The organism is Bradyrhizobium sp. Y36 (assembly GCF_002531575.1).
In the GTDB taxonomy this organism is placed as follows: domain Bacteria; phylum Pseudomonadota; class Alphaproteobacteria; order Rhizobiales; family Xanthobacteraceae; genus Bradyrhizobium.
Genome location: NZ_NWTI01000003.1, coordinates 111,887 through 136,925, shown reverse-complemented (window position 1 = coordinate 136,925; position 25,039 = coordinate 111,887). Strand labels below are relative to the sequence as shown.

Genomic DNA, 25,039 nt, shown 5'->3' with positions numbered 1-25,039 from the left:
CACAGGAAGAAGGACAAGCCGTGGCCCAGGAACTTGCAGGAAAAGTCGCCGCGATCACCGGCGCCGCATCGGGCATCGGTCTCGAATGCGCCAGGACGTTGATCGGGGCGGGCGCGCAGGTGGTGCTGATCGACCGGGCCGAGGAGGCCCTGAGCCTCGCTTGCGCCGAACTGGGCGCGAAGGCGATTCCGCTGCGCATCGACCTCACCGATCCCGCGAGCGCGGCAACCATGATGCCGCAGGTGCTGGAGAAGGCGGGCCGACTGGACATCTTCCATGCCAACGCCGGCGCCTATGTCGGCGGCGAGGTGCTTGGCGGCGATCCCGACGCCTGGGATCGCATGCTCAATCTGAACGTCAATGCGGCGTTCCGGTCGATCCATGCGGTGCTGCCGCATATGGTCGAACGCAGGAGCGGCGACATCATTGTCACCAGCTCGATCGCAGGTCTCGTCCCCGTCGTCTGGGAGCCGATCTACACCGCGTCCAAGCATGCGGTGCAGGCCTTCGTGCACACTCTGCGCAGGCAGGTCGCCAAACACGGCTTGCGCGTCGGCGCCGTTGCGCCCGGTCCGGTCGTGACGGCGCTGCTCAAGGACTGGCCCAAAGCGAAGATCGAGGAAGAGATGGCGGCCGGCGGCTTGATGCAGCCGGTGGACGTCGCAGAAGCCGTGCTCTTCATGTTGACGCGCCCGAGGAACGTCACCATCCGCGACCTCGTCATTCTGCCGCAGAGCAACGACCTGTAGCAGCTTCCGATCGGCGATCCAGATGACCAAGCAATCCGATCACCGCCATTTTCTCGGCATCGACGTCGGCACCGGCAGTGCGCGGGCCGGCGTGTTCGACCGCTCCGGCAGGCTCCTGGCAAGTGACAGCGCGCCTGTTGCGCTTTGGCGCGAGGCCGGCGACGTCGTCGAGCAGTCGAGCGAGGACATCTGGCGCGCCGTGTGCCGCAGCGTGCGCGGCGCGGTGGCGCAGGCCGGCATTGCGCCGGGTAGCATCGCCGGCATCGGCTTTGACGCGACCTGCTCGCTGGTGGTGCTCGGCGAGGGCGGCGCGCCGCTGCCTGTCGGCCCATCGGGAGATCCTGCGCGCAACGTCATCGTATGGATGGATCATCGTGCTGCCGATCAGGCGCGCAGGATCAACCAGACCGGTGAGAGAGTTCTCGACTATGTCGGCGGGACGATCTCGCCCGAGATGGAGACGCCGAAGCTGTTGTGGCTGGCCGAGAACATGCCCGACACGTTTTCCCGTGCATGGCAGTTCATGGACTTGACCGACTTTCTCACCTGGCGCGCGACGGGAAGCTTGTCCAGATCGATTTGCACCGTGACTTGCAAGTGGACCTATCTGGGTCACGAAAACCGCTGGGACGATCAATTCTTCCGCAAGGTCGGTCTCGGTGTGCTCGCGGACGAGCGGTTTCGCCGGATCGGCACCGAGATCGTGCCCGGCGGAACCAGGTTGGTGTCCGGCCTGACCGCGGAGGCGGCGGCCGATCTCGGGCTCGCGACGGCGACGCCGGTTGCCGCAGGCCTCATCGATGCACATGCCGGCGGCGTCGGGACGGTGGGCGCGCGCGGCACGGCGGGCACGGTGCTGACGCGCATGGCCTATGTGTTCGGAACCTCCGCCTGCACCATGACGACCACGCCGGACCCGTCCTTCGTCCCCGGCGTGTGGGGACCCTATTACTCCGCCATGGTGCCGGGGCTTTGGCTCAATGAAGGCGGGCAGTCGGCGGCCGGCGCTGCGATCGAGCAGCTGTTGCAGATGCATCCGCATTCCGCGCATGCGATGCGGGCTGCCAGCCAGACGCAGCAGACGCTTGCCGATTGGCTGGCCGCGGAAACCGAAGCCCGTGGCGGTGCGGCCATGATTCCGCAATTGATCGGCGAGCTGCATGTCGTCCCGGAATTCCTCGGCAATCGCGCGCCATTCGCGGATCCCGACGCGCGCGCGCTGATTGCCGGGCTTGATATGCGCTCGGACCTTGAGAGTCTGCTGGCGCTTTATCTTGCCGGACTGTGCGGGCTCGGCTGCGGGGCCCGTCAGATCGTTCGCGCCCAGCGAGACAAGGGCATCGCAGTCGATACGATCGTGGTCAGCGGCGGTGCCGCAAAGAGCCGCCTGGTGCGACAGGTGCTCGCCGATATGACGGGGTTGACGGTTGCAGCGTCCGCGTCGCCGGAGGCCGTGCTGCTCGGCTCCGCCATGCTCGGATCGGTTGCCTCGGGCGACCATGCCGATCTCGGCGACGCCATGCAGGCGATGTCGGTGCTGGGAGACGTCCGTCGGCCGCAGGCCGCTCTGGCGGGTTGGGCCGATCGGCGCTTCGCAGCCTTCGAGGCCTTGCAGAAGGTCGGTCGAGCCATCAGAGGCTAGCTCTTCCTGCCCCCCTTTCATCATCTCGACACATATGTCATTATAGAAATACAAATGTATAGTCCGGGCCTCTTGCCCGGTGAGGGAGGGCTGCCCATGGGTAGGAAAGTCGCATTCATTGCGGCCTTGTTCGGCGCTTTGGCATTGGTTGGTCCGGCCCAGGCGCGGGTCGAGGTCCAATGGTGGCACGCCATGAGTGGCGTTCTCGGCGACCGGCTCAATGAACTCGTCGAGAAATTCAACGCCTCGCAGGACAAGTACACCGTCGTCGCGGTCGCCAAGGGGAATTATGATGAGGTGACCAACGGGGTGATCGCCGCCTATCGGGCCAAGCGGCCGCCGGAGATGGTGCAGATCGCCGAGCGCGGCTACATGACGATGCTGCTGTCGGGGGCCATCGTTCCCGTGCAGGACCTCGTGGAGCAGAAGGGTTACAAGATCGACTTCTCCGACTTCATCAAGCCGGTGGCGAGCTTCTGGAGTTACAAGGGACGGATGTCGGCGATGCCCTTCAACTCGTCGACGCCGATCTTCTGGTACAACAAGGACCACTTCCAGAAGGCGGGCTTCGACAAGCCGGCCGACACCTGGCAGGAGCTGGAGAAGCAGCTCTACGTCATCAAGTCCAAGGGGATCAGCGAGTGCGGCACGGTGCTGCCCGGCGATTTCTACTGGAGCCTGCTCGAGAACTACAGCGCCATCAACAACCAGCCCTATGGCACGTTGGCCAACGGATTCGACGGGCTCGGCACCGAGTTCGTCTACAACAAGACGAAGGTGGTCTCGCAGGTCGCGCGGCTCAAGAAGTGGCTCGATGACGGCGTGATGCAGATCGCAGGCCAGGGCTTCAGTCCCGAGCAGTTGTTCACCTCGGGCCGGTGCTCGACTTTCGCCAATTCGACCGCCTCGCATGGCAACATCGAGCGCAATGCGACCGTCAACTGGAGCGCCACCTTCCTGCCGCACGAGAGCGATATCAATCCGCCGCTCAACAGCACCATCGGGGGCGGCGCCATCTGGGTCATGAAGGGCCACACGCCGGAGCGATACGAGGCCGTCGCGGCCTTCCTGGACTTCGTCGCGCAGCCGGAGACCCAGGTCTGGTGGCACGGCGCAACCGGCTATGTCCCCGCCACCAACCGTGCCTATGCGCTCGCGCGCGAGCGCGGCTATTACAAGGATCATCCGACCCGGGAGATCGCGGTATTGCAGCTCTCGCGCGGCACGCCGAACGAGAGCTCGCGTGGCTTCCGCTTCGGCAATTTCGTGCAGACCATGCTGGCCCAACGGCAGGAGGTCGAGGCGGTGTTCTCCGGTCAGAAGCAGCCGCAGCAGGCGATGGATGACGCCGTCAAGCGGGGCAACGAGATCCTGCGGCAGTTCGAAAAGCTCAATGCCGGGAAGACTCCGGAAAACGAGCGTCCATGACGCTGCGCCTGTCCATCCCATGGCGTGATGCACGCGCGCCCGTGCTTCAGCGAAAGCACGGGAGTGCTGGGTCCAAGGCCGTGCCGGCGTCGGCCGCCGGCAGTGCGCGCGCATCGGGCAGGGCGGCGCGGCGCGATCAGGAGGCCGGACTGAAGCGCGCCAATTTCGGCGACGGTCCCGGCCTGCCGACGCTGCTGTTGCTGCCGCAACTGCTGATCCTGCTGTTCTTCTTCTTCATCCCGTCGCTGCGGGCGCTGACGCAATCGGTCCTGCTCAGCGATCCCTTCGGCAACAACGTCCAGTTCGTGTGGTTCGACAATTTCAAGTCGCTGCTTGCGAGCAGCGACTATCGCCAGTCGATCGCGGTGACGTTCTGGTTCACGGTGATGCAGAACGTGCTCACATTGGGAAGCGCGCTCGTGCTGGCGTTTGCGACCGACAGGATCGTACGGGGGCGTCCGGCCTATCGCACCATCATCCTGTTGCCCTATGCCATTGCCCCCGCGATTGCCGGCATCCTGTGGGCGTTCCTGTTCAATCCGGCTGTCGGCCCGCTCGCGCAGGTGCTGCACGGTTTCGGCATCGCATGGGACCCCAACCTCAACCCGACCGATGCGCTGATCCTGGTGACGCTCGCTGCTTCATGGAAGCACATCTGCTACGACTATATCTTCCTCGTCGTAGGCTTGCTCGCGGTGCCGGTGTCGCTGATGGAGGCTGCGGCCGTGGACGGGGCGGGGCCGATCCGCCGCTTCGTCTCGATCGCGCTGCCGATGCTCGGGCCCACGATCTTCTTCCTTACGGTGATGAACTTCATCTATGGCTTCTTCGAAACCTTCGCCATCATCGATGCCGTGACCAAGGGCGGGCCAGCCGGCGCGACCAACATTCTCGTCTACAAGGTCTTCGTTGACGGCTTCGTCAACCTCGATCTCGGCTCGTCCGCCGCCCAATCGGTCCTGCTGATGAGCTTCGCGCTGATCTGCACGCTGCTGCAATTCCGCTACTTCGACCGCAAGGTCAATTACGGGGTCTAGCCAGATGGTGGAACGCTCCCCGATCCTGAACATGGTCTGTCATGCGATCCTGATCGCGGGAGCGCTGACGGTCTGCGTGCCGCTGTATTTCGCTTTCGTGGCGGGGTCGCTGACGGTGGCCGAGGTTCAGAAGGTGCCGCTGCCATGGCTGCCTGGAAGCCAGTTCCTTGACAATCTGCAACTGGCCTGGGCCAAGGGCAATTTCAGCCGCACCTTCCTCAATTCGGTCGTCGTGGCGCTCGGCATCACGGCCGGGAAGATCGCGGTGTCGCTGCTTTCGGCGTTCGCGATCACCTACTTTCGGTTCCGCTATCGGATGCTCGCGTTCTGGCTCATCTTCATGTCGCTGATGCTGCCGATCGAGGTGCGGATCGTCCCGACCTTCGAAGCCGTGGCAAATGCGGCGCTGCCGCTGCAGTGGTTGTTGGAGACCCTGCATGTCGCCGATCTCTGGGCCTGGATCAGCGGACACGAGGTTGCGATCGCGCTCGAATGGAACATGGTCAACACCTATCCCGGCTTGATCCTGCCGCTGATCGCCTCGGCCACCGCCACGTTCCTGTTTCGCCAGTTCTTCTTGACGATCCCGGATGAGCTCTGCGAGGCAGCGCGGCTGGATGGCGCTTCACCGCTGCATTTCTTCTGGAGCATCCTGCTGCCGCTGTCGGTGCCGAACATGGTGGCGCTCGCCATCATCCTGTTCCTGTTCGGCTGGAATCAGTATCTTTGGCCGTTGCTGTTCACGACCGACAAGGACATGGCGACGGCGGTCATCGCGCTGAAGGGCCTCATTCCCCGCTCCGACAGCGAGCCGGCCTGGAATATCGCCATGAGCGGAGCGCTCCTCACCATGCTGCCGCCGGTGCTGGTCGTCCTGCTGTTGCAGCGCTGGTTCATCAAGGGTCTCGTCGACAGCAGCAAATAGGAATCGATCATGGTTTTCATCGCCGGGCATCGCGGCGGACGCAATCTTTGGCCGGAGAACAGCCTGACGGGCTTCCGCAATTTGTGCAGGGAGGACGTCGATGCGGTCGAGTTCGACGTCCATCAGAGCACGGATGGCGGTCTCGTCGTGATTCATGATCCGCTGCTCGACCGTACCACTTTCGAGACCGGGCCGGTCGGCGAGCGCAGCCTGCGGCAATTGACGGCGACGCGTCTTCGCGATGCCGGCGACGACTGCATTCCGACCTTGGGCGAGGTGCTGGATGTGTTCAGCGACACCACGCACGAGCTGCATATCGAGATCAAGACGGACGCGCTCGGCCATGCCTATCCCGGACTGGAGGGGCGGCTGATCGACGATGTCAGGCGCCGGGGCCTTGAGCGGCGCGCCGTGATCACCTGCTTCGTGCCGGGGGTGATTGAGACCGTGCGGAGATTGTTGCCGGAGGCGCGCGTGCTGATCTCGCTCGACCGTCGCTCGGCGGAGATGATGGGCGGAATTGAGCGCGCGCTGACGCAACTGGCCGCCATTCCCGGCTGCATCGTCGCAGTGGAGAAATCGCTGCTGGGGTTCGCATTGCCGCTCGCGCTCAAAATGCTGGGATCCGATCGTCTCGGCGTGTGGGTGACCAATGAGCCGGAGGACATCGCCTTTTGGCTCGCCCAGCCGGTGCGGCAGATCACGACCGATCGGCCGGATCTTGCTGCGAGCATCCGCCGCAGGCTGAAAACGGCGTCGGCCCGTCCGTGATTCCCCGCCGCCGCTTTCTCGTGGGAACGCTCGCGAGCGCCGCCTTCGCTGCGCCCGCCGGCTTCGTGCGGGGAGCGCCGGTCTCATTCAGCGCAGATCCCTTCACGCTCGGTGTCGCCTCCGGGTGCCCGCGGCAGGATCGCGTCATCCTGTGGACGCGCCTGGCGCCGCAACCGCTCGAAGGCGGGGGCGTTCAGGCGGCCTCGGTGGAGGTGGAATGGCAGGTGGCCGAGGACGAGGCCTTTGCACGCGTCGTCTCCCGCGGCGTCGTGCGGACGACGGCAGAGCTTGCGCATTCGGTGCATGCCGAGGCGACGGGGCTGCTGCCGGATCGCGTCTATTGGTATCGCTTCCGCGCCGGTCCGGCGCTCAGCCCGGTCGGCCGCACGCGAACCGCCCCGGCGGGCTCCGGGCGGACGTTCCGCTTTGCGTTCGCATCCTGCCAGCAATACGAGCAGGGCTATTTCAGCGCCTATCGCGACATGGCGGCGCGCGATCTCGACCTCGTCGTGCATCTCGGCGACTACATCTACGAGAAGTCCTGGGGATCGCACCACGTCCGCCAGCACGGCGTCGGAATTCCGACGACGCTCGAGGAATTCCGCAACCGCTACGCGCTCTACAAGGGAGATTCCGACCTGCAAGCGGCCCACGCGGCCTCTCCCTGGCTCTCGGTCTGGGACGACCACGAGGTGATGGACGATTATGCCAATGATCGTTCCTACACCGTGCGGGACGCCGCTCAGTTCCTGAAGATCCGTGCGGCCGCGTATCAGGCCTATTACGAGCACATGCCGCTGCCGCCTTCGGCGCGCCCGCGCGGGGCCGACGCCACGATATATGAGCACTATCGCTTCGGCGAGACGCTCGACGTGCTGTTGCTCGACGACCGGCAATATCGCTCGGCATCGGCCTGCGTCGGAAGCGGGCGGCCGACCTGGGTGAAGGACTGCGCGGACCGGACGGACGAAACGCGGACGATGTTGGGCCGCGCGCAGGAACAATGGCTCGATGCGCGCCTGCGCGACTGTCGCGGCCGCTGGACGATCGTCGCCCAGCAGACCTTGATGGCGCAGGACAAGCGGGAAGGGGACGACGGCGCGCGCTTCTGGATGGACGGCTGGGACGGCTATCCCAATGCCCGCCGCCGGCTGCTTGATTCGCTCGTGGCGCAACGGCGGCGCAATCCGATCGTGATCGGCGGCGACCGCCACGCCTTCTTCACCGCCGATCTGAAGGAAGATTTCGCCCGCCCGGATGGACCGACCATTGCGACCGAATTCGTCGGCACATCGATCACCTCCGACGGGCCGAGCGAAGCCAGCGTGCGCAAGGCGCTGGCGGAGAATCCGCACCTGGTCTATGCGCGTGGCGACAGGCGCGGCTATGTGACCATGGAGCTCGACGCGCGGCACTGCCGTGTGGGATTCGAGGTGCTCGACGACGTCAAGGACGTCCGAAGCGCCGTGCGCCGGCTGACGAGCTTTGTGGTCGAGGATGGCGTGCCGGGCGCGAAGTCCGCATGACGAGCTCGGCATGGCACCGATTTGACGACCGGGGAAAGATTGCCTCAAATGCTCCGACGTCTGGCCGTATTTCGAGGCCGCTGCTGGGGGCTGCGCCGTGACTGATCAAACCATCCTGCGGGTCGCCTGGCTCTATTACATGGAGAATCTGACGCAGGCCGAGATCGGTGAGCGGCTGGGGCTGACCCGCGCTCGCGTCAATCGCATGCTGTCGGATGCCCGGCAGACCGGGATCGTCAATATTCGGCTCAACTCCGCCTTTGCGAGCTGCACCGAGCTGGAGCACCGCCTGCGCCGGGAATGCGGCCTCGAGGACGCCGTCGTGATTCCGAGCCCGGAAAATCCCGAGCAAACCGGCAGCTTGATCGGGATGGCGGCGGGAGCCTATTTGTCGAAGTTCCTCGAGCAGAAGCGCCCGCGCATCATCGGGATCGGCTGGGGCGCGACCTTGCGCGAGACGATTCGTTACGTCACGCCCGCCGACTATCCCGATCTGTCCATCGTCTCGATGATGGGCGGCCTGTCGCGCGGGCTCGAGCTCAACACGTTCGAGATCGCGGGCGAGCTCGCGCACCGGCTGCACGCCCAATGCAGCTATCTGGCGGCGCCGATTTTCGTCAGCAGCCGGCGCTCGCGCGACACCTTCCTGGCGCAGGAGGTCTATCAGGAGGTGCTGAACAGCGTCGACAAGATCGATCTGGCGCTTCTGAGCATGGGAGACCTGACGCCGCGCTCGCTGTTGATGCGGCATGGGCTGCCGCCGGACGTGCGCGCGGAGCATCTGCGGGCAGCGGGCGCCGTCGGCGACGTTCTGGCGCAATTTCTCGACAAGTCCGGCCGGCCCATCGATCACAACATCAACAGCCGCGCCATTGCGATGCCGCTGGAAAAGCTGGCGCGCGTGCCGACGTCGATGCTGATCGCCGGGGGGCTCAACAAGGCGCCGATCATCGCAGCCGTGCTGCGCGGCCGGATCGGCAAGGTGCTGGTGACGGACGAGAGCACCGCCGTCGCCGCGCTGAAACTGCTCGACAAGCAGAAATAGCCGCATTCTCGCAAGCGACAGGGGAGCCGCGCCTCGGGCATCGAAGGCGCGACGGCCCGCGCACGCGCGCCAAGAGGCGCGCGAAATCATTTGTCACACGCGTATTACATATGTAATGTGAGGGCACAATTGCTCGGAAGGATGGCGACAACATGCGCGCTGCGGTGCTCCAGGACATTCGTGATATCCGCGTCCTCGATATTCCCGAGCCGAGGCCGCTCGCGGAGGACGAGCTCATCATCCGCGTCAAGGCCGTCGGTGTCTGCGGCAGCGACCTGCACTCCTATCTCGAGGGCGGAACGACGGGCCCGACGCAAGTGAGGCCGTTCGTCCTGGGGCACGAATTCTCGGGTGTCCTCACGCCGGACTCCGCGCGCAAGGCGGGGCTCTCGGCCGATGCGCTGGTGGCGGTCGATCCGTCCATTCCCTGCGGCCATTGCGAGTGGTGTCATCGCGGGCACACCAACCTCTGCCCGAACGTGAAGTTTCTCGGTTACGCTCCCCACAACGGCGCCATGGCCGAATTCGTCTGCGTGCCGAAGTCCGCCGTGCATCTGGTGCCCGACAGCATCGACCCCGCCGGCGCGGCGATCCTGGAGACGCTCGGTGTCGCGATCCATGCCATGGACCTGGCGCGTCCGCGGCTTCAGGAGACCGTGGCGGTGCTTGGCTGCGGCCCCGTGGGACTGCTGCTCGTGCAACTGGCGCGGCTCGCAGGCAGCGGAAAGATCATCGCGATCGACCCGGTCGAGCAGCGCACGGCGTTGGCGTGCGACCTCGGTGCGGATGTGGCGTGCCGCAGCTATGCCGAGGTCGCCGACGCCACCGAAGGCCGCGGCGTCGATCTGGTGATCGAGGCGACCGACTCCTCGCACGGTTTCGAGCACGCCGCGCGCTGTGCCCGCATCGGCGGCCGGGTCGTTCTCGTCGGCATTCCCGAGAACAACCAGTACATCCTCAGCGGCGCGGAGTCGCGCCGGAAGGGGCTGTCGATCAAGTTCTCACGCCGCATGCCGGAGGTTTATCCGCGCGCCATCGCGCTTGCGCAAGACGGGCAGGTCAAGCTGGCGCCGCTGGCTACCCACAGCTTCTCGCTCGACCAGACGCCTGCGGCGTTCGAGCAGCAGGTCGCGCGGCGCGACGGCATCATCAAGGCGATCATCTGCCCCTAAAGCGCGATGAGGATTAGATGAATTGTCATCGCGCTTTAGGTTATTGTTTGCGCATGATCTTGCCGGAAAACCGCTTCGCACTTTTCCGGATCATGCGTTAGGCCATGGCGAAATCGTCGAAGCTGGTCGTCGCGAGAAGAGGGCGCGTCCTGATGGTGAGGCGCCGGCGCGACGGGCTCTGGATGTTTCCAGGAGCACATAAGCGGGCAGGCGCGGCGGGCCGCTCGTAGACGTCGGGACGTGTCACCGAAGGCCTTCTGGATGCCGCGCGACGTGAGGCCGGCCGTCGCAGGTCAAGCGCTGGCTTCGCGCGACGGGTAGACTTGGTGCACGACCTCTTTGACGCCCTGCCGAGTCACGTTCGATCCGCAGCGGGTCCCGGAGGGCACCGATCCATTAGGATCGCCCGGCATTCCGATGCGCTCATCGGCAATAAAGTGCGCGAGTCGGAATCCGAATGCCGACGGGTCCGGTACCGCCACCCGAAACGACGGGACATTTGTGTCTCGACAAAGAACACGATCCGAAAATGAAGTCCGAAGTTGCTCGCGCCGAAAGCTATGCGCTCGAGCGAGGAGCCGTGCATCGGCCGCATGATTGAACGGCTCTCTTTGGGAGCAATTCATCAGCGGCGCGCAAGCGTCGATGATGTTGCGAGCAAGTCGCTGATGTTCGTCGTTAGAGGTCCGCGTGGGATGGAGAGACGATCGTCAATTGACCGTGGTCAAGTCGTGTTTTGCGCCCGATCAATGCGACTGAGAGCTGCGATTCATTATCTATCCGGCCAGCGGTGAGTGGTGCTCTCACCACTGAGATTGGCAGATTGGCACCGAGAGGCCGAATTGGCGGCGATGCCGTCGCGCTACGTCTTTGGGGTATGCGAGCGCAAGCGGTGGACGCTACAGGAGCACGAAATGAAGGCATTATTTAAGGTATCTGTGGCCGCGGGGGCCTTGCTCTGCTTCGCCGGAGCTAACGTGTTTGCGGCTGAAAGCCTCGAAGACGTGATGAAGCGTCGCAATCTCAGTCAGAAGGACGTGTTGGCTGCAGCAAAGACTTACGTACCGACGGGCGGACGCGACGAGTTTCTCGTCTTCTCGTCCGGTGGCCAGTCTGGACAGGTCATCGTCTACAGCGTGCCTTCGATGCGTCTTCTCAAATACATCGCCGTGTTCACGCCGGAGCCGTGGCAAGGCTATGGCTACGATGACGAATCGAAGAAGATTCTGGCGCAAGGCCAGATTGATGGTCGCAATCCCAATTGGGGCGACACCCATCATCCCGGACTGTCCGAGACCGGCGGCAAGCCCGATGGCGAGTTCCTCTTCATCAACGACAAGGCGAATCCGCGCATCGCGGTCATCTCGCTCAAGGACTTCGAGACCCGGCAGATCGTGACCAATCCGATCATGCAGTCGGAGCACGGTGGCACCTTTGTGACGCCGAATTCCGAATACGTCATCGAAGCGGCGCAATATCCGGGCGTTCTCGGCCGCGGCTACGCGCCGCTCTCCGAGTTCAACGAGAAATTCCGCGGCGCGATCACCTATTGGAAGTTCGATCGCGAGAAGGGGCAGATCGACACCGGCAAGTCGTTCTCGATCGAACTGCCGCCCTACACGCAGGATCTGTCGGATGCGGGCAAGGGTCCGTCGGACGGCTGGTCTTTCACCAATTCGTTCTGCGCCGAGCGCTACGTCGGCGGTATCGAACAGGGCAAGCCGCCCTTCGAGGCCGGCTGCTCGGCCAACGACGCCGATTTCCTGCACGTGATCAACTGGAAGAAGGCAGCGGAAGTCGCCGCCGCCGGCAAGACGACGAAGATCAACGGGCACGACGTCATCTCGATGCAGACCGCCATCGCGGAAGGGCTGGTCTATCTGATCGCGGAGCCGAAATCGCCGCATGGCGCCGACGTCACGCCTGACGGCAAGTACATCATCGTCGGCGGCAAGCTCGACACCAATGTGTCGGTCTATTCGTGGGAGAAGATCAAGGCGGCCGTCGACGCGAAGCAGTTCGCTTCCAAGGACGCCTACGGGATTCCGATCCTCGACATGAAGCAGGTGCTGCACAAGCAGGTTCAGCTCGGCCTCGGACCGCTGCACACGCAGTTCGATTCCAAGCCGTGCATCGCCTATACCTCGCTGTACGTGGATAGCCAGGTCGCGAAATACGACTATTGCGAGGGCAAGGTACTCGACAAGCTGTCGGTCCACTACAACATCGGGCATCTCACGGCGATGGAAGGCGAGAGCGCCGCGCCGGCCGGAAAGTACCTGATCGCCCTCAACAAGCTCGCGATCGACCGCTTCAACCCGGTCGGTCCCCTGCATCCGCAGAACCACCAGCTGATCGACATCTCCGGCGACAAGATGGAGCTGCTGTACGATATGCCGCTGCCGCTCGGCGAGCCGCACTACGCGGCTGCCATCGCCGCGGACAAGCTGAAGCCGCTCGTGCGCTACAAGTATGGCACGGATAGCCGCACGGAGAAGGACAGTGCCTTTGCGGTGCGGCCGGGATCCGAGAAGATCGTGCGCGAGCCCGGCAAGGTCACCGTGTTCGGCACCGTCATCCGCTCGCACTTCACGCCGGAGATCGTCGACGTCAACGAAGGCGACGAGGTCACGTTCCACTGGACCAACGCCGAGCGCGCCGAGGACGAGACGCATGGTTTCGCCGTGTCGACCTATATCGGCAATCTCAGCCTCGAGCCCGGCAAGACGGCATCCGTGACGTTCAAGGCCGAGCGACCCGGTGCCTTCTCGTACTACTGCACCGAATTCTGTTCGGCGCTGCATCTCGAGATGGAAGGCTACCTGATGGTCAAGCCGAAAGGACTTGTCGAGCAGGTTGCTGCGAAGGCTACGGCAGGCGCGGTCTACGCCAAGGCCGACTACGACAAGCAGTACAAGACCAACGTCGAGACGCAGGGCGTCATCGACAGCGTCGTCAAGTACATCCTCTCCACGAACTACAAGGACTTCCCGACCGTCGTCGCGCTCGTCGACGACGCGACGGACCAGCTCAACTTCCTGAAGGATGCGAAGGCGAAGGCCGAAGACGCCGCCAAGAAGGAAGACTGGCAGCAGGCGACCCTCTGGGCGAACCAGTGGTGGCAGTACCAGGTCAAGGCCGCCGACATCGGTCTGCGCGTCAAGACCTACCTGGAGGAGCACGGCGCCAAGACCGTCACGAAGTGAGCTGGCGGATCGAGGAGCAGTCCTGCCGCCGCCGGTCTCCGGCGACGGCAAGAGCTCTCCGGATCGTCCGCTCAATGCCGAAGCCAGGCGCAAATTGCGCCTGGCCGGCTCCAAGTCCGAGCCCAACTCGATCCCAAGTTCGAGGTCGAAGACAAATGAAGACAATCGGTATTCTGGCCACGCTAGCGTTCCTGGTCACCGCGCCCGCAGCGCTTGCGCAGACCTCCGCCGCCCCGAGCGAAGGGCAGGCGGCGACGGCATCGCCGGGCTCGCTCGACGGCAAGTCGCTGTTTCGTGCCAAGACCTGCGTGGCCTGCCATGGCCGCGATGGTGCGAAAGCCATTCAAAACTATCCTGATCTCGCCGGCCAGGACGCGAAATACATGCTGGCGCAGATGGCGGGGATCGCGGACGGCAGCCGCGTATCGGGCCCCGATGCGCGAGGCTATCCGCGCACGCAGGGCATGAAGGACGTCATGCACCTGACGAGCACCGAGGAGCGGGCCGCGATCGCGGAATTCCTGGCCAGCCAGCCGGCTGCGAAGCCGCGGCCCCTCGATCCGGCTCCGGACAGCGCGCGGCTCGCGGCTGGAAAGGACGCCTATCTGAAGAGCGGATGCGGGACATGCCACGGTCCCGACGGATCGAAGCCGCTCGCGAGCTATCCGCAGATAGCCGGCCAGAAACGCGACTATGTCGCGCTGCAGATGACGGAGATCCGCGACGGAGTCCGCAAGGGAGGCAAGGTCGCGACGATGTTGCCGTTCGCCAAGAAGCTTGACGACGCGAAGATCGCGCTGATTGCCGACTACCTGTCGCAGGTTGAGCGTGGCCCGAAATAGGCGATGAGCCGAAGCAAGATTGGAGACATGCGATGAAAAGAGCACTTTCGGCGGCCATGCTGGCCGCGGCCCTGGTCGGAACGAGCCTGGTCTACGCCGCCGGGCCTGCCGTCGATCAGCAGAAGTTCGAAGAGAACAAGCAGAAGAAGGAATGGATGAGCCAGGGGGGTGAGCGCGATGAGGCGCTGAACCTCAAGCCGAACAAGGACAATGGCCGCGACGTCTACGAGGTCTGCTCGGCCTGCCACCAGCCGGAAGGCTGGGGCCTGGTCGACGGAACGTTCCCGCAGCTCGCGGGTCAGCATCGCTCGGTCATCATCAAGCAACTCGCCGACATTCGTGACGGTCACCGCGACAATCCGACGATGTATCCGTTCGCGCTGCCGTCGGAGATCGGCGGCACCCAGGCAATCGCCGATGTGTCGGAATACATCGCCATCCTGCGGATGAACCCGGAGAACGGCGTGGGCAAGGGCGATGATCTTGTGCTGGGCGCGAAGCTCTATGCCGACAATTGCGTGCGCTGCCACGGCCCGGACGGCGCCGGCAATGCCGAAAAATTCTATCCGCGGATTCAGGGCCAGCATTACGAATATCTCGTGCGGCAATATCGCTGGATCAAGGAAGGCAAGCGCCGCAACTCGAACCCCGAGATGGTCGAGCAGATCAAGAACTTCTCGGACAAGGACACGCTGGCCGTGCTCGATTACGTCTCGCGCCTGAAGCCGCCGGCCGATCTGGTGGCGCCGAAGGGATGGAAGAACCCGGACTTCAAGTAAGTCCTGCGGTTTTGCGGAGAATTGCGGCCCACCGCCTCGGCTTCACGGCCGAGGGCCGAGGTGGCCGCAATGCAGGAGATCGACACATGAACAAGATCGCGAGCGTCACGGCGGGGAGGCCCACGAGCAGCCCGGCGGGGTCGGCTTTGCGCCGGACCTGGGCGATGCCGCTGATGCGCGTGGCGTCGCTGGTCGCGCTGGTGGCTCTCGCGGCGTCGTTCTTCCTGCCCGTATGGTGGGTCTCGCTCACCGCGCCGAACTATCCGCCGCAGACCTTCCCGCAGGGCGTTCGCATCAACTTCCACGTCAATCGCATCTCGAACGGCTGCGTGATGCGGGAGTCGAAGGAGGTGCTCGAGAAGGAGGCGCTCGATTGCGTCCACGAGATGGACACGATCAACCACTTCGTCGGCATGTATCCGATCGCATCCGGCGGCCCGGTCGAAAAGCTGCTGTCGCCGTTCCTGTTCTCCTTTCTCGGTGTCCTGATCGTCGGTTTCGCGGTGCCGGGCGTGGGGGTGCGGACCGCCGTCATGGCGCTCGGCTTCGCCGGGATTGCCGTCTGGATGTCGCTGGCCCTGTTCGCGCCGAACGGCATTCGCTATCTCGACCGCGGTTGGGTGGTCGGCCTCATCGACAGTCTCGGGCGGGCGGAGGACGAGGCGAGCAGCGATACGCTGCACCCGGTCGTGCGGCAGCTCAAGGAATCCCTGGCCAAGAGCCATATCGGGGAGACGGCAGCGCCGAAGGTGGAGCGCAACGCCGACAAGGATCAGCTCATTCGGGTCCTGAAGAGCGTCTATGAGCAAAAGGCGCCGGTCAGCCTGACCGATCCGACGCCGCCATGGACCGGCCGCGGGATCGACGTGATGGCGTGGCACTATGACGAAAGCCTCGGACGCTGGTTCAACGAGCCGACCAAGAATGCGCGTCTCGTGGCCATCATGACGACGTCGCTCTACGTCGTTTATGGTGCCGTGCTGGCCGCGATGCTGGCTTTCCTGTGGGTCGCCCGCAAGCCGCGCTCGGTACTGTTCTATGCGCTCGGCGTCGCTCCCATGATCCTGCCCGTGGCGTTCATCATGGAGTACGCGGCGTGGCTGTGGTGGTACGGTCACAGCCTCAATGCCATGGGTGCATTCACGCTGAAGCCGTTCATGCCGACGGTGTTCGGTGACGGCAAGGTCGCGCAATTCTCCACGCACTCCTATCCTTACACCGGCTTCGCCCTGATGTCCGTCGTCGGAGCGGCGATGGCGGTCGCCGTGCTGCTGCGTCGTGCCGCGCCGAAGGCGGCAAAGGACTGAACGATGTCGGCGCGGCTACGACTGCAGGGCTGGCTGCGGGGCGGGGCGCTCGCGCTCTCCGGGCTCGCGGTCCTGGTGCTCGTGGCTTTCGCCTTCGGCAGGATCGCCACGACGTTCGGGGTCTATGACCTCACGCGCGACGCAGGCTTTGCCGACCATCACCCTCCGCCGCCGGATCCGCGCTCCGAGGAGGAGCTGGAGAGCCTGCGTCGATTCCCGCGCGACGCGGCGGCGCTTCAACCGCTGATCGACGCGACGCCGACGGGCAGCGTGCTGCACCTTGCGCGCGGCATCTACGCTGCGCCGGGTGTGGTGAACCGCCCGATGCGGATCGAGGGCGAGCCGGGAACGGTGATCGACGGTGGCGGCGTCGGCTCGATCATGACGGTGACAGCCGACGACGTGCAGGTCATCGGCCTCACGTTTCGCAATTCCGGCGAAAGGCACGAATCGACCGATTCCGCCGTCCGGCTACGGGGCAAGCACGGCGTCTTCCGCGACAACGTGATCGAGGATTGCCTGTTCGGATTCGAGCTCAAGCAGTCCGACATGAACATCATCCGGCGCAATCGCATTTCCTCGAAGGACCTGCCCGAGGCGCTCCGTGGCGATGCGATTCGCGTCTGGTACTCCAACGGCAACCGGATCGAGGACAACGAGATATTTCGCACGCGCGATACGGTCGTCTGGTATTCGAAGGAGAACATCCTCGACGGCAATCGGATTCGGGACAGCCGGTACGGCGTGCATCTGATGTATGCGCATCAGAACAGCATGCGGCACAACGTCCTCGTCGCAAACACGGTGGGCGTATTCCTGATGTACGCCAACGACAACGTCCTCGCCGACAACGTGATCCAGTACAGTCAGGGGCCGTCGGGCATCGGTATCGGCTTCAAGGAATCCTCGGGAGCGCGCATCGAGCACAATGACGTGTTCGCCAATGCGCGTGGACTGTTCATGGATGCATCGCCCTACGATCCTGAGTCACACAACGCCTTCAGGGGCAATCGCTTCGCCTACAACGGCGTCGCTGTCGCCTTCCACTCCGGCTGGGAAGGAAATGCGTTCGAGGACAACTCCTTTTTCGGCAATCATGCCCAGGCCATGGTCGCCGGTGGCGGGTCTGCCCAGCGCAATATCTGGTCGGGGAATTTCTGGGATTCTTACGACGGGTTTGACCGAAATCATGATGGCGCGGGCGATACGCCGTATCGTGTCTGGACGTGGGCCGACCGGCTGTGGATGGACGTGCCCGACGCGCAGTTCTTCCGGGGCGCCCCCTCGCTCGAGATGATCGATCTCGTCGAACGGCTGGGTTCGCTCACGGAGCCGCGCCTGGTGCTGGCTGATCCGGCTCCGCGTATCGATGCAATCGCAGATGCGGGAGCGCGCCGCGCAGGGGTGAAGGAGGTGCTGCGGTGAAGGACGAAGAAGCTGCCGCTCCCGTTGCGCCGGCGAGGTCTTCATCTCGCGTCGACGAGGCGCGCCGGCGTCTGCTGCGGTCGGCGGCGTTGGGCGGCGTGGTGCTCTGCGCGTCACTCCTGACCTTGCTCGATCATCGCGCGGTAGAGGCTGCGCCTCGGCTGCGTCCACCCGGAGCGCTCGACGAGGAGGATTTCCTCGCCGCCTGCATCAAGTGCGGACAATGCGTCCAGGTCTGTCCGGTGGATGCGATCAGGCTCAGCGACCTCGACCAGGGAATCGGCAATGGTGTGCCGTACATCGCGGCCCGCGCGCAGGCGTGTGACTTCTCCTGCGATGCCACGCAGTGCGTGCTGGCTTGCCCGACGGGCGCGCTCAGCCATTTGATCGACGCCAAGGAGCAGTCGCGCATGGGCGTGGCGCGCCTGGCCGCACCGGATGCCTGCCTGGCGCGCAAGGGAGAGGGCTTCAAGGGTCTGGCGCGCGGCGGCGCGTTCAAGGGGCATCTGCGCTATTCCGACATCGATCGATGGAAGCCGCAGCCGGTTGCCTCTCACCCCTACGATCTCGCAACTTGCGATCTCTGCGTGCGGCATTGTCCGATCAAGGATGCGATCGAGCTGGTGCCGGTGTCGAGCGATCCGCAGGATCGGCGACGCACGCCGGTGGTGAAGGATGCCTGCGTCGGCTGCGGCGTCTGCGAGATGATGTGCCCCGCCGAGCCCGCCGCGATCCGCGTCGACGTGCGCGTCAAGGGGCGCGATCCCGGAGGGCCCAAGGCATGAGCAGCCGGTTGATCACGCGTAAGCTGCGGGATCTGGCGCTGATGTTCGGCGTTGCGCCGCAGAAGCCCACGCCCGCGGACATGACCGAGGAAGCGCGCGAGCTGCTCGCTTTCAAGAAGAGCCCGGACGAGCGCAAGCGTCGAAAGGCTGCGATCGAGAGCGAGCGGGCCGAGGCCGTTCAGTCGCACAAATGGCGGATGATCCGCTGGGCGTCGATCTTTGCGGTCAACGGATTGTTCGTGGCTTCGTACTGGATCGACCTGCAGCTCGTTGAAGGGGCACTGACCGCCTCGCGCGTCCTGGGATTCCATTTTGCGGACGTGAACTCCTCGTTGCAGCTCATGCTCGCGCACAAGCACGTGGTCATCAACCTCGTGATCGGGGTGACGACCGTCGTGCTGATCTACGCGGTGATCGGGGGGCGAACGTTCTGCTCCTGGGTCTGCCCGTACCATTTCCTGTCCGAGCTGGCGGAAATGGTGCACCTGAAGCTGGTGGGCAAGAAGCTCGTTCGGGATCATGAGCTCGACCGGCGCCTTCGCATCGTCATGTTCTTCGTTTTCGCGGTGCTTGCCTTCGTCTCCGGATATCCGCTGTTCGAAGCCATCTCGCCGGTCGGCATTCTGTCGCGGGCGCTCACCTATGGCACCATCATCGGCCTCATCTGGGTCGGCTTGCTGCTGCTGGCCGAGATCGTCTGGTCACGCCGGCTGTGGTGTCGCTATGTCTGCCCGGTCGGCCTCGGCTACGGCCTTGCCGGCATCGTGGCTCCGGTGCGGATCAAGTACGACGCCACGAAGTGCCTGCACGAAGGCAAGTGTCGGCAGGTCTGCCTGGTTCCCCATGTGCTCGACATCACCAAGCTCGGCTTCGCCCGTGACGTCGAAACTCCGATCGGGGTCGATTGCACGCGCTGCGCCATGTGCATCGACGCCTGTCCGACCGGTGCTCTTACGTTCGACATCGTCGGTCTTGCCCGCTCGGGCGCTGATGAAAAGCTCGAAGAGGAGGGCACATGATCCTCATCAAGCAGCTGAGCAAGCAGTTCGGCGCGACGCGTGTGCTCGATAACCTGTCGCTTGAAGCGCCTTCGGGACAGCGGATCGCGCTGGTCGGCTCCAACGGCGCCGGCAAGACCAGCCTGTTTCGCAGCCTGCTCGGGGAATACAGCTATCATGGATCGATCTCCGTCGACGGGCTCGATCCGCGTCGCGATCGGGCGCAGCTGCTGCGCATGATCGGCTTTGTGCCTCAGATTGCGCCGCGGCTCGAGACGCCGATCGGCGCCTTCATCCGCTATGTGGCCGAGGTGTCCGGCGCGTCGGTCGAGGAGATCGAGGGCGTTGCCATGGGCCTCGGCCTCGACATCGCTGCGGTCCGCAATCGCGCTTTCGTGCGTCTTTCGGGCGGCATGAAGCAGAAGCTGTTGATCGCGCTGGCCCTCGGCAGGCCGACGCGCCTGCTCATCCTCGACGAGCCGACCGCGAATCTCGATCCGGCCGCCCGCGCCGGCTTTTACGATCTCCTCGCGGCACGCGGCCGGCACACGGCCATGATCATTTCGAGCCACCGTATCGACGAAATCGCGCCGCTCGTGGACCGGGTGGTGGAACTCGATCGCGGGCGCATCGTGCTGGACGATACGGTGACCGACGCCGGCGCGCTCGGATCCACCTTCCTCGTCGAGGTCGAGACCAGCCGCGTGGAGGCAAGCTTCGCTCGTGCGGCGGTTGAGTGGGGATTGACGCAATTCGAAGGACGGCGCTGGCGCGGCGCGATTGCCGGTCCGGACCGACTCCGGTTTCTCGGTTTCGTCGCGCGCCACGCCGGTCTCCTGTCCGGGGTGGAGCTGCGCGAGGCCGATCGGGAGAGCGTGGATGCTGATGCGTTGTCCGCCTGAAGCCGGCGTCGTCGCGACGCGACGTCGATTTGTCTGCATGGCGCTGGGCCTCGCCGCGGCCGGCGGCCTGACGGGGTGCTCGGAGGAGGCCGGCCCCGCGCCACGGGCCATCAAGCTGAAGCGCGAGAGCTGCGATTATTGCGGCATGCCGATCGGGGACCTGCGATACGCGGCCGAGATCTGGAATGCGGACATCGGGCGGGTACGCGTCTACGACGATTTCGGCTGCGCGGTGATCGCTGCGTCCCAGCGCAAGGAGCTCGATCGGACCGAAGTCGGCTTCTGGGTCGCCGACGAAGGCGACCCGGCGAGATGGCTGCCTGCGCGTTCGGCGCGATATCGCGAAGGCGCGGCGACACCGATGGGACACGGCTACGCGGCGGGGACGGAGGCGCGCCACCCGGCGGACTTCGCGACGGCGTCCGCGGCAATTTGCGAGAAGGCGCTCTGCGCCCATCCGACGTGAGGACGACATGCTGTTTGCTCCGCCCGACCTCGCATCCGTTCCGTCCGAGCCTAGCCCCGCGTCCGGGCTCGCCGCCACGTTCCGGCTCGAGATCGCCCAGGCGCTGCGCGCCAGATGGTTTTGGGCCTACGCCGCCGTGTTCTTCGCCCTGGTGGGGCTGCTGCTGGTCTTTGGCCTGACCGAGAGTCGCGTGCTCGGCTTCACCGGTCTGTCGCGCACGCTCGTTGCCTATATTCAGCTCGCGATGGCGATCCTGCCGATCTTCGTCCTGGTCACCACGGTGCGCTCGCTGGCGGGTGACCGCGAAGCCGGCGTGTACGAATACGTGCTCGGGCTCCCGGTCGGACTGGGCGCCTGGTACGCCGGCCGCTTCTTCGCCCGATACATCCTCGCGGCCGCGCCGGTGGTCGGCGCGCTCGCCTTGGCGGTCGCCTATGGCGCGGTGCGCGCCGTCGCGATTCCCTGGGTGGAGCTGGGTTTCGACATCGGCATTCTGCTCGCGATGATCCTGGCTTTCGTCGGGCTCGGCTTCTTCATCGCTTCGGTGGCGAGATCGGTCGATCTGGCTCAGACCGTGGCGTTTCTGTTGTGGCTCGTGCTTATCCTCGGCCTCGATCTCATCCTGCTCGGCGTGCTGATCCGCGATCGCATGCCGGTCGAAGGGGTGGTCGCGATCGCGCTGCTCAATCCGCTGCAGGTGTTCCGGATCGGATCGATGATCCTGTTCGATCCGCAGCTCGTGCTCCTGGGTTCGACGGCATATGCCGTTTTCGACGTCTTCGGCCGCGCGGGCTTCCTGATCTGGTCGGTGGCTTACCCGTTGGCACTCGGAGCCGGGTCGGCCTATGCTGGCTTCCGGTCGTTTCGGCGCGGAGATCTGTTGTGACGACACTGGCATCAACAGGACCAATCGGATCCTGGATTCTGGGCGCGCGGCCGAGGACATTGGCGCTCTCCGTGACGCCGATCGCCGTCGCACTGGTCTATGCGGCGGTCACCTATGGCAGGCTTGCCGCCGTTCCGGTGATTGCCGCCCTTGCATCGGCGCTGTTCATCCAGATCACGACCAATCTGGCCAACGATTCCGCCGACGGTGGCCGTGGCGCGGACACAGCGGAGCGGTTGGGGCCGGTGCGGCTCGTCGGGGCGGGCATCATGTCCGCGGCGCAGGTTCGGCGCGGCGCCATCGTGACCAGTCTCATCGCGGCGGTGTTCGGCATCGTCGCCGTCGTCTATGGCGGCGCGCCGATCCTGGCGATCGGCACGGCCTCGTTGCTGGCGGCCTGGGGATATTCCTACGGACCCTGGCCGATCTCGGCGAGCCGGTTCGGCGAGGTCTTCGTGATTATGTTCTTCGGCGTGGTCGCGACGACCGGGATCGTCTGGCTCGGCGCGCATCGGTTCGACACGACGTCGGCGCTGCTCGGGCTCGCGATCGGCCTGCCGGCCGCGGCGGTCCTGACCGTCAACAACCACCGCGATCGTGCCGAGGACGCCAAGTCGGGGCGGCAAACGCTCGCAATGGCTCTTGGTCCGGCGGGCACGGCATATCTCTACGTTCTCGAGCTGGGCGGCGCCGCCATCGTGGCCGGCATTGCACTCTGGCCGATCAATCGGGCCGCGATCGTCCTTGCGGCGGCGGCGTTGGGGGCTGCGTTCTATCTCGGTCATCGGCTCGCCCGAACGCCGGTTTCGCGTGCACTGAATACGATGCTGGCCGCGACCGTGCACTTCCAGATCGGGCTCGCCGCGGGAATCGTCGCCGTCCTGCTCATGAGCGTGCGATGATCCGCCTCGTTCTGATCCTCTGCGCTTTGGCGACATGGACGCCGGTCCGCGCGGCTGATTTCGTGCCGTCGGCGCCGAAAGAGATCGACTACGTCGTGCGCGACCGAAATGGCGATGGACATGCGGCTGCGGAGTTCGCCGCGCGCCTGACCGTTCTGCATTTCTGGGCGAGCTGGTGCGTTCCATGCCGGGTCGAGCTGCCGGCGCTCTCGGCGCTGCAATCCGATCTCGGCCGGGAAGGCGTGCGTGTCGTCGCGGTGTCGATCGACCGGCTCGGCTGGGATGCGATCGACCGCACCACCTCCAAATTGGGCGTGCGTGATCTCGAACTCTATCACGACCGCGACCGCGAGGCGGCGGTCGCCCTCGACGTCGCCGCGCTGCCGACGACGATCCTCGTCGATGCGCAGGGACGCGAGGTTGCCCGCATGCGAGGGCAGGGCGAGTGGACAGATCCCGGGCTTCGCCGCGAATTGCTCAGCTTCGTGTCGCGCTGAAGGTCATTGGGCAGGCTTGCGCGCGGAGTGAACCGCGGCGATGCCGAACGAGAAGTCGCGCCATCGCACGTCGACCAGGCCGCTGGATGCGATCATCGATGCGAACTCCGCCTGATCGGGGAATCTCCTGATGGATTCGACGAGATAACGATAGGCGTCGCGCCGTCCGGAGACGGCGGCGCCGAGCAGGGGGATCGTGGTGCGGGACCACAGGCCGTAAAGCGGTCTCAGCCATGCGCGCGGAGTCGAGAACTCCAGGCAGAAGAAGCGTCCGCCCGGTCGCAGGACTCGGGCAATCTCGCGCAGTGAATCCCGGACGCTGGTCGCATTGCGGATGCCAAAAGAGATCGTGAGCAGGTCGATCGACGCGTCGGGGAAGGGCAAATGCTCCGCTTCGGCCGCGATCCATTCGATCCGCTCCGCGCTGGCACGCATGCGCCCGACCCGCATCATCGACGCGGAGGGGTCGACCACCAGTACGCGGGCGCCGGCGGCCGCAAGCGCGAGGCCGATGTCGCCCGTGCCGCCCGCGAGGTCGAGAGCGATCTCGCCCGGCCGCGGCGCCGCAAGCGCAACGAAGTCCGATTTCCAGAGCCGGTGAATGCCCATGCTCATGAGGTCGTTCATCAGGTCATAGCGCGGCGCGACCTGTTCGAACGTTCGCCGGATCAGTTCTCGCCGCTTGTCGATGGAGACCTCGGTGGCGCCAAAACTGCGCGCGAGCTTCTCACCGGCGCTCATGTCATCTGGCCAGCATGGAGGCGCGGATGCGGTCGGCAAGTCCGCCTCCGTCGAGGTCGTGCGGGTAGCGGCCGATGACCGTACCGGCGGGGTCGGCAAGGAAGATCGCGGCGGTGTGATCGACCGCATAGGAATTACCGTTCTTGAGCTCGACGCGGGCGTATTTGACGCGCCAAGCCTTGGCCAGGGCCGGGAGCTGCTCGGGATGAGGCGTCAGGCCGATCATGCGCGGGTGGAAGCTGGACACATATTCGGCGAGGACGTCGGGCGTATCCCGCTCCGGATCGACGGTCACGAAAATCGGATTGATACGCTCTCCGATCGGCCCGAGCGCATCGAGAGCCTGGGCCATGCTCTGCAGCGAGATCGGACAGATATCCGGGCAATGGGTGTAGCCAAAATAGACAAGTCTCCAGCCGGGAATGTCGGCAGAGGCGATGTCCCGCCCGTCCTGGCGCGTGCCGACGAGGTCGACTGCACCTGCCAATGAGGGGACGGCCGCGCAAAGCAGCGCGAGCAGAACGACGACGAGCCGGGGAGATGCGATGCCATGCCGGAAGATGCTCATGGCAAACCACAAGCCCCATCCCGGGCTTCACCGCCTTGATGCGAGTCAATTGCGGGCCGCTGCTGGCGGCCGGAGTTTCCGGCGCGTCGGCGGTTCGGAGAAGAGGCTTTACGCCGGTCTTTCGATATGAGCGCGAATGGCGTTTTTGTCGGCGTCGATCCAGCCGTGTTCACGGGCCTTGGCCAGCATGTCATCATAGCCCAGATGCCAGCTGGCATGGTCAGGTCGGCCCTCGAGTGTGGGAACCAGATCGATCGCGACGAGCGCATCGTCATCGCCGAGCAGCGTGATCCCCTTCCACGCGTGGGGATCCAGCGATGCCTTTGCATGCATCACCAGCTTGAACCTGCGAAAGTCGGACGGTTCGGAAAGCCGGACAACACCTCCGTCGAAGCATTCGATGATCATGGTGCCGCTCCCGTTGCGATCCTCGCCGATAA

The 25,039-nt window shown here is 64.9% G+C and carries 24 protein-coding genes and 1 pseudogene; 22 read left to right on the top strand and 3 right to left on the bottom strand.

Annotated elements, in window-relative coordinates; translation table 11 throughout:
* The first annotated feature begins 20 nt into the window (after positions 1–20).
* The 22 genes and pseudogenes from CO669_RS07320 to CO669_RS07215 all read left to right on the top strand — a co-directional run bounded on the left by CO669_RS07320 (position 21) and on the right by CO669_RS07215 (position 23,290).
* Positions 21–749 carry an SDR family oxidoreductase gene (locus CO669_RS07320; protein ID WP_097659109.1) on the top strand — a complete coding sequence of 243 codons (729 nt, stop codon included), beginning with the start codon at positions 21–23 and terminating at the stop codon, positions 747–749.
* Between the two features lie 22 nt (positions 750–771).
* Positions 772–2,391 carry an FGGY-family carbohydrate kinase gene (locus CO669_RS07315; protein WP_097659104.1) on the top strand — a complete coding sequence of 540 codons (1,620 nt, stop codon included), beginning with the start codon at positions 772–774 and terminating at the stop codon, positions 2,389–2,391.
* A 96-nt stretch (positions 2,392–2,487) separates the two neighbouring features.
* Positions 2,488–3,819, top strand: a complete 1,332-nt coding sequence (locus CO669_RS07310) for an extracellular solute-binding protein (protein ID WP_097659101.1) — start codon at positions 2,488–2,490, stop codon at positions 3,817–3,819.
* An 80-nt stretch (positions 3,820–3,899) separates the two neighbouring features.
* Entirely contained in the window at positions 3,900–4,856 is a 957-nt protein-coding gene (locus CO669_RS07305; protein ID WP_245444214.1) for an ABC transporter permease subunit, read from the top strand.
* Between the two features lie 4 nt (positions 4,857–4,860).
* Positions 4,861–5,781: an ABC transporter permease subunit gene (locus CO669_RS07300; RefSeq protein WP_097659099.1), complete on the top strand. Its 921-nt coding sequence runs from the start codon at positions 4,861–4,863 to the stop codon at positions 5,779–5,781.
* A 9-nt stretch (positions 5,782–5,790) separates the two neighbouring features.
* Positions 5,791–6,552 (top strand): glycerophosphodiester phosphodiesterase family protein, encoded by a 762-nt coding sequence (locus CO669_RS07295; protein ID WP_097659098.1) that lies wholly within the window; start codon positions 5,791–5,793, stop codon positions 6,550–6,552.
* Positions 6,549–8,078, top strand: coding sequence for an alkaline phosphatase D family protein (locus CO669_RS07290; protein WP_097659097.1), 1,530 nt, complete (start codon positions 6,549–6,551; stop codon positions 8,076–8,078). The genes CO669_RS07295 and CO669_RS07290 overlap by 4 nt, the downstream gene beginning before the upstream one ends.
* 97 nt (positions 8,079–8,175) lie before the next feature.
* A complete protein-coding gene (locus CO669_RS07285; protein WP_198963884.1) occupies positions 8,176–9,123 on the top strand; it encodes a sugar-binding transcriptional regulator in 948 nt (315 codons plus the stop codon).
* A gap of 152 nt (positions 9,124–9,275) precedes the next feature.
* Positions 9,276–10,295: a zinc-dependent alcohol dehydrogenase gene (locus CO669_RS07280; protein WP_097659096.1), complete on the top strand. Its 1,020-nt coding sequence runs from the start codon at positions 9,276–9,278 to the stop codon at positions 10,293–10,295.
* A gap of 104 nt (positions 10,296–10,399) precedes the next feature.
* Positions 10,400–10,504: pseudogene (locus CO669_RS36630) on the top strand (NUDIX hydrolase); the annotation flags it as partial.
* Between the two features lie 705 nt (positions 10,505–11,209).
* The gene (nosZ, locus tag CO669_RS07270) at positions 11,210–13,501 is read left to right on the top strand and encodes a Sec-dependent nitrous-oxide reductase (protein WP_097659381.1); all 2,292 of its coding nucleotides are present in this window, start codon (positions 11,210–11,212) and stop codon (positions 13,499–13,501) included.
* Positions 13,502–13,656: 155 nt separating this feature from the next.
* Positions 13,657–14,343, top strand: coding sequence for a c-type cytochrome (locus CO669_RS07265; protein WP_158228750.1), 687 nt, complete (start codon positions 13,657–13,659; stop codon positions 14,341–14,343).
* Positions 14,344–14,375: 32 nt separating this feature from the next.
* Complete coding sequence (locus CO669_RS07260; protein WP_097659094.1) at positions 14,376–15,122, top strand: c-type cytochrome; 747 nt, start codon at positions 14,376–14,378, stop codon at positions 15,120–15,122.
* An 86-nt stretch (positions 15,123–15,208) separates the two neighbouring features.
* Complete coding sequence (locus CO669_RS07255) at positions 15,209–16,429, top strand: hypothetical protein (protein ID WP_097659093.1); 1,221 nt, start codon at positions 15,209–15,211, stop codon at positions 16,427–16,429.
* Between the two features lie 3 nt (positions 16,430–16,432).
* Positions 16,433–17,854, top strand: coding sequence for a nitrous oxide reductase family maturation protein NosD (gene nosD / locus CO669_RS07250; protein ID WP_097659092.1), 1,422 nt, complete (start codon positions 16,433–16,435; stop codon positions 17,852–17,854).
* On the top strand, positions 17,851–18,639 hold the full coding sequence (locus CO669_RS07245; protein ID WP_097659091.1) for a 4Fe-4S dicluster domain-containing protein: 789 nt from the start codon (positions 17,851–17,853) through the stop codon (positions 18,637–18,639). The genes nosD and CO669_RS07245 overlap by 4 nt, the downstream gene beginning before the upstream one ends.
* Positions 18,636–19,658, top strand: coding sequence for a NapH/MauN family ferredoxin-type protein (locus tag CO669_RS07240; protein WP_097659090.1), 1,023 nt, complete (start codon positions 18,636–18,638; stop codon positions 19,656–19,658). The genes CO669_RS07245 and CO669_RS07240 overlap by 4 nt, the downstream gene beginning before the upstream one ends.
* Positions 19,655–20,539, top strand: coding sequence for an ABC transporter ATP-binding protein (locus tag CO669_RS07235; protein ID WP_097659089.1), 885 nt, complete (start codon positions 19,655–19,657; stop codon positions 20,537–20,539). Before CO669_RS07240 ends, CO669_RS07235 begins: the two co-directional genes overlap by 4 nt.
* The gene (locus CO669_RS07230; protein WP_143278630.1) at positions 20,517–21,005 is read left to right on the top strand and encodes a protein NosL; all 489 of its coding nucleotides are present in this window, start codon (positions 20,517–20,519) and stop codon (positions 21,003–21,005) included. Before CO669_RS07235 ends, CO669_RS07230 begins: the two co-directional genes overlap by 23 nt.
* A gap of 7 nt (positions 21,006–21,012) precedes the next feature.
* On the top strand, positions 21,013–21,891 hold the full coding sequence (locus tag CO669_RS07225) for an ABC transporter permease (protein ID WP_097659087.1): 879 nt from the start codon (positions 21,013–21,015) through the stop codon (positions 21,889–21,891).
* Positions 21,888–22,793: a 1,4-dihydroxy-2-naphthoate octaprenyltransferase gene (gene menA / locus CO669_RS07220; RefSeq protein ID WP_283806773.1), complete on the top strand. Its 906-nt coding sequence runs from the start codon at positions 21,888–21,890 to the stop codon at positions 22,791–22,793. Before CO669_RS07225 ends, menA begins: the two co-directional genes overlap by 4 nt.
* Positions 22,790–23,290: a TlpA family protein disulfide reductase gene (locus CO669_RS07215; protein ID WP_097659085.1), complete on the top strand. Its 501-nt coding sequence runs from the start codon at positions 22,790–22,792 to the stop codon at positions 23,288–23,290. Before menA ends, CO669_RS07215 begins: the two co-directional genes overlap by 4 nt.
* Before the next feature lie 3 nt (positions 23,291–23,293).
* On the opposite strand, the gene CO669_RS07210 is transcribed toward CO669_RS07215, so the two are convergent.
* The 3 genes from CO669_RS07210 to CO669_RS07200 all read right to left on the bottom strand — a co-directional run bounded on the left by CO669_RS07210 (position 23,294) and on the right by CO669_RS07200 (position 25,007).
* Entirely contained in the window at positions 23,294–24,031 is a 738-nt protein-coding gene (locus CO669_RS07210; protein WP_097659084.1) for a class I SAM-dependent methyltransferase, read from the bottom strand.
* Between the two features lies 1 nt (position 24,032).
* Positions 24,033–24,599 (bottom strand): SCO family protein, encoded by a 567-nt coding sequence (locus tag CO669_RS07205; protein ID WP_097659083.1) that lies wholly within the window; start codon positions 24,597–24,599, stop codon positions 24,033–24,035.
* A gap of 108 nt (positions 24,600–24,707) precedes the next feature.
* The gene (locus CO669_RS07200) at positions 24,708–25,007 is read right to left on the bottom strand and encodes a hypothetical protein (RefSeq protein ID WP_097659082.1); all 300 of its coding nucleotides are present in this window, start codon (positions 25,005–25,007) and stop codon (positions 24,708–24,710) included.
* Between the last annotated feature and the right edge of the window lie 32 nt (positions 25,008–25,039).